Consider the following 7,374-nt stretch of genomic DNA (forward strand, 5'->3'; position numbering starts at 1 on the left):
CGTGGTTCGGGAGGAGGGGGTTCCCCCGGACTTGGGGTTACCCAACCGACACTCCGGGGGGAGGGGGGGAGGGGGGGGGGGGGGCCCCCCCCCCCCCCCCCCCCGGCCGGCCCCGGGCGGCCCGCGCCGGTCCGCCCGGAACGGTGGACTGAACAGGCCGGACGCCCGGAACGTATGCCTTGGTCCGGGCGGGACGGCCCGCCCGCAGGGACCGCACGGGCCCGGCGGGCCGGCGGGCTGAGCGAGCAGGGACGGGAACGGACATGGGCGAACGGCAGAGCGACGGCGGTCCGGCCGGTCGCCGGCGTGCGCGCTTTAAGGGCGCACCGCCCGGGCACCGCACGGCCGGACGGCGCGACCCCGTCTCCGGCGCCTCCGGCCGCCCCGCCGTGGACCCCGCCGCCCTCGCACCGCTGCTCGCCGCCGCGCTGGTCCGGGACGCCGTCGACGACGCCGCCGAGCAGCGGGCCGTCGCCGCCTTCCGGGCCGCCCGGGCGGCGGGAGGGCGCCGCGCGCGCACCCGGCGCCGGGACGACTGGCGGCCCCGCCGCCGGCGGTTCGGGGGCCGGCCGGTGCGGGTCGTGCTCTCCGTGCTGCTCGGCGGCCTCGCCCTCGGCGGGGTGGCGGTCGCCGGGATCGGCGCGCCGGGACCGGGCACGGACGGCCCCGCCCCGGACGGCGGACGCACCTTCGCCCCGCCCCGCCCGTCCACCGGGGGACCCGCCGCGGGGCCCACCGGTCCGGGGCCCGCCGCCACCGGCCCGGACCGGTCCGCCGCGGCCCGGGACACCGAGGCGCGCTGCCCGGCCCGCGCGCGGGCCGAGGGGCGCGGCGCGACGCCGCCCGAGGCGGCCGCGGGCGGCGGGGCGGAGGCCGACGCGTCCTGTGCCGAGGGGTGGGAACGGGCCACGGCCGGAACAGGGCCCGGAGGCTCCCCGGCACCGCGGGGGAACACCGGCGAGGCAGGCCGGGCCGGGGACGGCGCCCCCGGCGACGCGCGCGACGGCACCCCGGGCAACGCGGGCGGCGCCCGGGGCGGCGGTGCCTCCGGCGCGGGCGGGTCCGCCGGCGCCCCGGGCGCCGCCGGTGCGGCGGGGAGCGGCCCGGACAGCCGCCGGGGCCGGTCCGCCCAGCCGGGCGCCGACCGTCCGTGACGTGCTGAGACCCCCCCCGCGAGCAGGGGAACAAGGGATCCGGCGTCAGGCGCGCCCCCGTGCCGCAGAGGTCCGCGCGGACGCCCTCGCGACGCCGCCGCCATGGCAACGGCCGGGGCCGCCACCCCCCACAGGAGAGGCCCCGGCCGTCGCGCGGCACGGGCCGCGCGGCGGCCCGTACTCCCTACAGCGCCGGGCGTGCTCTTTCTGTCACACCTCGTCGTGTCACGGGTTAGTTGCATCTTGGACGGACATGGACGGAGACAGGTTTCAGGTCGTAACGTGCCTTTCGCGCCAGGTCACGGAGGGCAGACGACCACAACGCCACCGTGGCCCCGAGACGGCAACGACCAACCGAGGAACCACGACAGCGAGAGCCCGGTCCGCGAGAGCGGAGCCGGCTGGGGCGCAGAAGGGCGCGCGCGGTGCTGGGGGACGACGCGGAACTGACCGCCGCGGTGCGTGCGGCACAGGACGGGGACGAGACCGCGTTCCGGACGGTGTACCGCGCCGTGCACCCGCGGCTGCTGGGGTACGTGCGGACGCTCGTCGGCGAGCCCGACGCCGAGGACGTGACGTCCGAGGCGTGGCTGCAGATCGCCCGTGACCTGGAGCGGTTCACCGGTGACGCGGACCGGTTCCGCGGCTGGGCCGCCCGGATCGCCCGCAACCGCGCGCTGGACCACATCCGCATGCGCGGGCGCCGTCCCGCGATCGGCGGCGACGAGACCGAACTGGCCGGACGGGCCGCCGAGTCCGACACCGCGGGCGAGGCCATCGAGGCACTGGCCACCGACGGCGCCTTCTCCCTCATCGGCCGGCTGCCGCAGGACCAGGCCGAGGCCGTCGTGCTGCGCGTGGTCGTGGGGCTCGACGCGAAGACCGCCGCCGAGACGCTGGGCAAACGCCCGGGCGCCGTGCGGACGGCCGCGCACCGCGGCCTGAAACGGCTGGCCGAGCTGCTCGGTGACGATCCGGAGGGCCATCCGGAATCCGCCGGGGCGCTCGGCGCCCTTCCGCCCCAGAGGGGGCCGCGCCGTCGTACGGTGACGTCCGCGGGTGTGACGCGGATGCGAGCGCGGACGCAGAAGGACATGTGATGGCCGACGAGCAGTACAGGTGGCTGGACCGTGAGACGGCGGAACGTCTGTTGAGCGGAGAGCCACCCGGAACTGCCGATCCCGCCGCTCGTGACCGGGCCGAACGGCTCGCCGGGACGCTCGGCGCGCTGTCCGCCCCGCCTCCGCCGGACGGCGGGGAACTCCCCGGTGAGGCCGCCGCCCTGGCCGCCTTCCGTGCCGCGCGCGAGGAGCGGGAAGGGCGCGAGGGGCGCGGAGAGGGGGCCGCCCCGGACGCGGACGCCGGCCGCCCCGCCGGAGCCGGGCCCTCCGACGCCGGGCTGATCCGGCTCGGCCCCCCGCGCGGCGACCGTTCCGGAGCCGGAGGAGGACCCCGCCGGGCACGTCTCCTGCGGTTCGGGCTGGCCGCCGCGCTGGCGGCCGGCCTGGTCGGCGGCGCCGCGACCCTGGCCGGAACCGGAATCCTGCCGGTCCCGTCCGGCGGCTCGGCGCCCGGTCCGGACGCCTCCGTCACGGCCACCGGCGACCCTTCCGGGCACCCCCCGCCGTCGTCCCCGCCGAGGACGGCCGCACCCGGCGAGGACGCACCCGGGGGCGGCGCGGGCCGGGACTCCCGGGGCATCGCTCCGGACGGGCCGGGCGCGCCGGAGGGCGAGGACGCGGGCGGACCGGGCAGGCCCGGCCCGGACGCCGATGACTTCGCGGCCCGTGCCGGACGCGGCTGGCAGCAGGTCGTCTCGGCCTGCCGGGACCTGCGGGACGGCAAGGGGCTGGGCGGCGACCGCAAGCGCCTCGTCGAGGGTGCGGCGGGCGGCCCCTCCCGCGTCGGCACGTACTGCGAGGACGTCCTGTCCGCCACCGGCGCCGGCACCGGTTCCGCGGCCGGGAAGCGCGCCGACGGCGAGGCCCGCCAGGGCAACGGCGGCAACAACGGCAACAACGACAACGGCAACGGCGGCAGCGGCGACAACAACGGCAACGGCAACAACGGCAACGGCAACAACGGCAACGGCAACGGCAACGGCAACAACGGCGGCAGCGGGGGCGAGGGCGGCGGTCAGGCCGGAAGGAACGGCAACGGCGGCAGGTCCGGCGAGGCCGGTGAGGGCGAGGGCGGGAAGAGCGAAAAGGGCCGGCCGAACGGAAAGGGCGGCGGGAGCGGCAGGGGCAACGAGGGGTGAGGACGGCGGCGACGGTCGTGCCGCCGCCCCGGGACACCGGCCGACCGGACTCCGCAGAGGCTCTGACCTGCTGTTCTTCCGTCCTCTCCGGTCTCCTCGCCGCCGGGTGTGACGTTTTCGGCCGCCGCGGCGCAGTAATGAGTGAGCCGACTGGTCATCGGCTGTCGCACGGAGCCGGGGTTCCCCCCGTACCCACGGCTCGTGCATCCCGGCGGGGGGGGGGGGGGGGGGGGGGCGGTCGCCCTCCCCCCCCCCCCCCCCCCCCCCCCCCCCCCACCCCCCCCCCCCCCCCCTCCCCCCCCCCCCCCCCCCCGCCCCTCGCACCCCTCCCCCCCTCGTCCCGCGCCGGGGCGGCCCCCGCGCGTCTCACCGGTGCACGACGACCTTGTCGCCCGTGCGCACCTGCGCGTACAGCCGGGCGATCGCCGCCTCGTCCCGGACGTTGACGCAGCCGTGCGAGGAACCGGCGTAGCCGCGCGCGGCGAAGTCGGCCGAGAAGTGCACGGCCTGTCCGCCGCTGAAGAACATGGCGTACGGCATGGGCGAGTCGTAGAGCGTGGACACGTGGTGCCGGGACTTCCAGTAGACGCGGAAGACGCCCTCCCGGGTCGGGGTGTACTCCGAGCCGAAGCGGACGGGCATCGTCGACACCGTCCGCCCGTCCACCATCCAGCGGAGCGTGCGGCTCGACTTGCTGATGCACAGCACGCGCCCGGTCGTGCAGCGCGCGTCCGGGGCGTCGGCCGGCTGGCCGCCCATCAGGTAGAGCTCCCACCGGCCCGGTTCGCGCGTCATCGCGAGCAGCCGCTGCCAGGTGACGGTGTCGGTCCGGCCGGTCCGCGGCAGTCCGCGCTTGCCCTGGAAGCCCCTCACCGCCTCCTCCGTCGGTCCGTCGTACGTCCCGGTGGGCCCGTGGAGGAGCCAGGCGACCTGACGCAGCCGCGCCTGGAGTTCGCGGACGTCGCGGCCGGAGTCGCCGGGGGACCACAGCACGCGCGGGGGCCGCTGCGCCGGGACGGTGCCGGGCCGGTCGTCACCGGCGCCGGGGGGACTCCCGCCGCCGTCCGGGGCACGGGACGCCGGCGGCGTCCCGCCCGGGAGCTCGACGTGCACCGGCGGCCTGCCGCCGTCCGCGCCGACGGGCTGCACCGTGCAGCCCGCCGCGCCGCCCGCCAGGGCGGCCAGCGCCGCCAGGGCGACGCGTGACCTCCCCCTGCCCGCCCCGCGCCCGCAAGCCCTCATGCCCGTGTCACGCACGTAAGCCCCCTCGTCCCCCTCGTCCCACCGGTGGTCGCCCCGGCCGTCCACCGGGATGTTCCCCGGAGGTGACCGCGGCCGAACCACGGGGCATGGTGGTGAGTGACCGGAAGACGGCCGCCGGGGCGGACGCTGTGAGCGGGGCCCCACCGAGGCTGTGAGGAAGGTCCCAGCGTGCGCCCCTCCACCGGGCCGTGCGCGCACCGCTACCCTCCGTCGGAGGATCGGTCCGTACCGGCGAGCGGCCGGTGAACGGCGGCGAGCGGGCCGAGCGGCACTGCTCAGCGGGAGGCATCACACATGGCGCGCGAGTCGGAGTCCGGACTGCCCATCGAACCGGTCTACGGGCCGGAGGCGCTTGAGGGCTGGGACCCGGCCGAGAAGCTGGGCGCGCCGGGGTCGTACCCCTTCACCCGGGGCGTGTACCCGACGATGTACACCGGCCGGCCCTGGACGATGCGCCAGTACGCCGGCTTCGGCACCGCGGCGGAGTCCAACGCCCGGTACCGGCAGCTGATCGCCCACGGCACGACGGGCCTGTCGGTCGCCTTCGACCTGCCCACCCAGATGGGCCACGACTCCGACGCCCCGCTCGCGCACGGCGAGGTCGGCAAGGTGGGCGTGGCCGTCGACTCGATCGACGACATGCGGGTGCTGTTCGGCGGGATCCCGCTGGACCGGGTCTCCACGTCGATGACGATCAACGCCCCCGCCGCCCTGCTGCTCCTGCTCTACCAGCTGGTCGCCGAGGAGCAGGGCGTGAGCGCGCACCAGCTCACCGGCACGATCCAGAACGACGTGCTGAAGGAGTACATCGCGCGCGGGACGTACATCTTCCCGCCCAGGCCCTCCCTGCGGCTGACCGCGGACATCTTCAAGTACTGCCGGGCCGAGATCCCCCGGTGGAACACGATCTCGATCTCCGGCTACCACATGGCCGAGGCCGGGGCCTCCCCGGCGCAGGAGATCGCGTTCACCCTCGCGGACGGCATCGCGTACGTCCGCACGGCGGTCGCGGCCGGCATGGACGTGGACGACTTCGCGCCCCGGCTGTCGTTCTTCTTCGTCGCCCGCACCACGATCCTGGAGGAGGTCGCCAAGTTCCGCGCCGCGCGCCGGATCTGGGCGCGGGTGATGAGGGAGGAGTTCGGCGCCAAGAACCCCAGGTCGCTGATGCTGCGCTTCCACACCCAGACCGCGGGCGTGCAGCTGACGGCCCAGCAGCCGGAGGTGAACCTGGTCCGCGTCGCCGTGCAGGGCCTCGCGGCGGTGCTCGGCGGCACCCAGTCCCTGCACACCAACTCCTTCGACGAGGCGATCGCGCTGCCGACCGACAAGTCCGCCCGCCTCGCCCTGCGCACCCAGCAGGTCCTCGCCCACGAGACGGACGTGACCGCGACCGTCGACCCCTTCGCCGGCTCCTACGCCGTCGAGCGGATGACCGACGACGTCGAGGCCGCGGCACTGGAGCTGATGCGGAAGGTCGAGGACCTCGGCGGCGCGGTCGAGGCCATCGAGCGCGGTTTCCAGAAGAGCGAGATCGAGCGCTCCGCCTACCGCATCGCCCAGCAGACCGACTCCGGGGAGCGGGTCGTGGTCGGCGTCAACCGCTTCCAGCTCGACGAGGAGGAGCCCTACGAGCCCCTGCGGGTCGACCCCGCCATCGAGGCCCGGCAGGCCGAACGCCTCGCCCGGCTGCGCGCGGAGCGCGACCGGCGGGCGGTGGACACCGCGCTGACCGCCCTGAGGAAGGCCGCCGGGGGCGAGGACAACGTCCTGTACCCGATGAAGGACGCCCTGCGGGCCCGCGCCACCGTCGGCGAGGTGTGCGACGCGCTGCGGGAGGTGTGGGGGACGTACGTGCCCGGCGACGCGTTCTGAGCGCCCGCGCGGACCCCCTCTCACCGGTCGGAACACAGGAGCGCGGTGGCGCTCCCCCGTGCGAGACTTCTCGTCATGCTCGGCGTCACCGACCTGCCCGCCTACCTGGCGGGCCTCATCCTCATCGTGCTGCTCCCCGGCCCCAACTCGTTGTACGTCCTCTCCGTCGCCGCCCGGCGCGGCGTGCGGGCCGGATACACGGCCGCGGCCGGTGTCTGGTGCGGGGACGCCGTCCTGATGACGCTGTCGGCCGCCGGAGCCGCCTCGCTGCTCCAGGCGAACGCCGTCCTGTTCGGGGTCGTGAAGTTCCTGGGCGCCGGATACCTGGCCTGGCTGGCCGTCGGCATGCTCCGGGCCGCCTGGGCGATGTGGCGGACGCGCCGGGAGGACGACGCGGCCGGCCCCCCGGCCGCCGCCGCGGAACGGCCCTTCCGCCAGGCCCTGGTCATCAGCCTCTTCAACCCGAAGGCGATCCTGTTCTGCGTCGCCTTCCTCGTGCAGTTCGTCGACCCGGGCTACGCCCACCCCGCGCTGTCCTTCCTGTTCCTCGGCGCCCTCCTCCAGCTCGCCAGCGCCCTCTACCTCAGCGCGCTGATCTTCGGCGGCACCCGGCTCGCCGCCGCGTTCCGCCGTCGGCGGCGGCTGTCGGCGGGGGCCACCTCGGCGGCGGGCGCGCTGTTCCTGGGGTTCGCGGTGAAGCTGTCGCTGGCGAGCGCGTAGCGCCCTTCGCGGGGGGGGGGGGGGGGGGGGGGGGGGGGGGGGGAAGCGCTGGGCGGGGGGGGGGGGGGGGGGGGGGGAGAGAGGGAGAGGGGGGGAGGAGGA

Annotated in this window: 6 protein-coding genes; 5 read left to right on the forward strand and 1 reads right to left on the reverse strand. The window is 76.9% G+C overall.

The window, feature by feature from the left end:
- Positions 1-263 precede the first annotated feature (263 nt).
- From ACZ56B_RS22445 to ACZ56B_RS22455, 3 genes are all read left to right on the forward strand, one after another.
- Entirely contained in the window at positions 264-1,154 is an 891-nt protein-coding gene (locus ACZ56B_RS22445) for a hypothetical protein (protein ID WP_468793407.1), read from the forward strand.
- Positions 1,155-1,579: 425 nt separating this feature from the next.
- Entirely contained in the window at positions 1,580-2,254 is a 675-nt protein-coding gene (locus ACZ56B_RS22450) for an RNA polymerase sigma factor (protein ID WP_468793410.1), read from the forward strand.
- Positions 2,254-3,414: a hypothetical protein gene (locus ACZ56B_RS22455; RefSeq protein ID WP_468793413.1), complete on the forward strand. Its 1,161-nt coding sequence runs from the start codon at positions 2,254-2,256 to the stop codon at positions 3,412-3,414. The genes ACZ56B_RS22450 and ACZ56B_RS22455 overlap by 1 nt, the downstream gene beginning before the upstream one ends.
- 366 nt (positions 3,415-3,780) lie before the next feature.
- On the opposite strand, the gene ACZ56B_RS22460 is transcribed toward ACZ56B_RS22455, so the two are convergent.
- On the reverse strand, positions 3,781-4,656 hold the full coding sequence (locus ACZ56B_RS22460) for a L,D-transpeptidase family protein (protein WP_468793416.1): 876 nt from the start codon (positions 4,654-4,656) through the stop codon (positions 3,781-3,783).
- A gap of 315 nt (positions 4,657-4,971) precedes the next feature.
- Here ACZ56B_RS22460 and ACZ56B_RS22465 point away from each other — a divergent pair, with 315 nt between their 5' ends.
- Positions 4,972-6,552: an acyl-CoA mutase large subunit family protein gene (locus tag ACZ56B_RS22465; protein WP_468793418.1), complete on the forward strand. Its 1,581-nt coding sequence runs from the start codon at positions 4,972-4,974 to the stop codon at positions 6,550-6,552.
- Between the two features lie 75 nt (positions 6,553-6,627).
- Complete coding sequence (gene leuE / locus ACZ56B_RS22470; protein WP_468793421.1) at positions 6,628-7,272, forward strand: leucine efflux protein LeuE; 645 nt, start codon at positions 6,628-6,630, stop codon at positions 7,270-7,272.
- Positions 7,273-7,374: the final 102 nt, after the last annotated feature.

It is taken from the genome of Streptomyces sp. NPDC034670 (assembly GCF_055574875.1).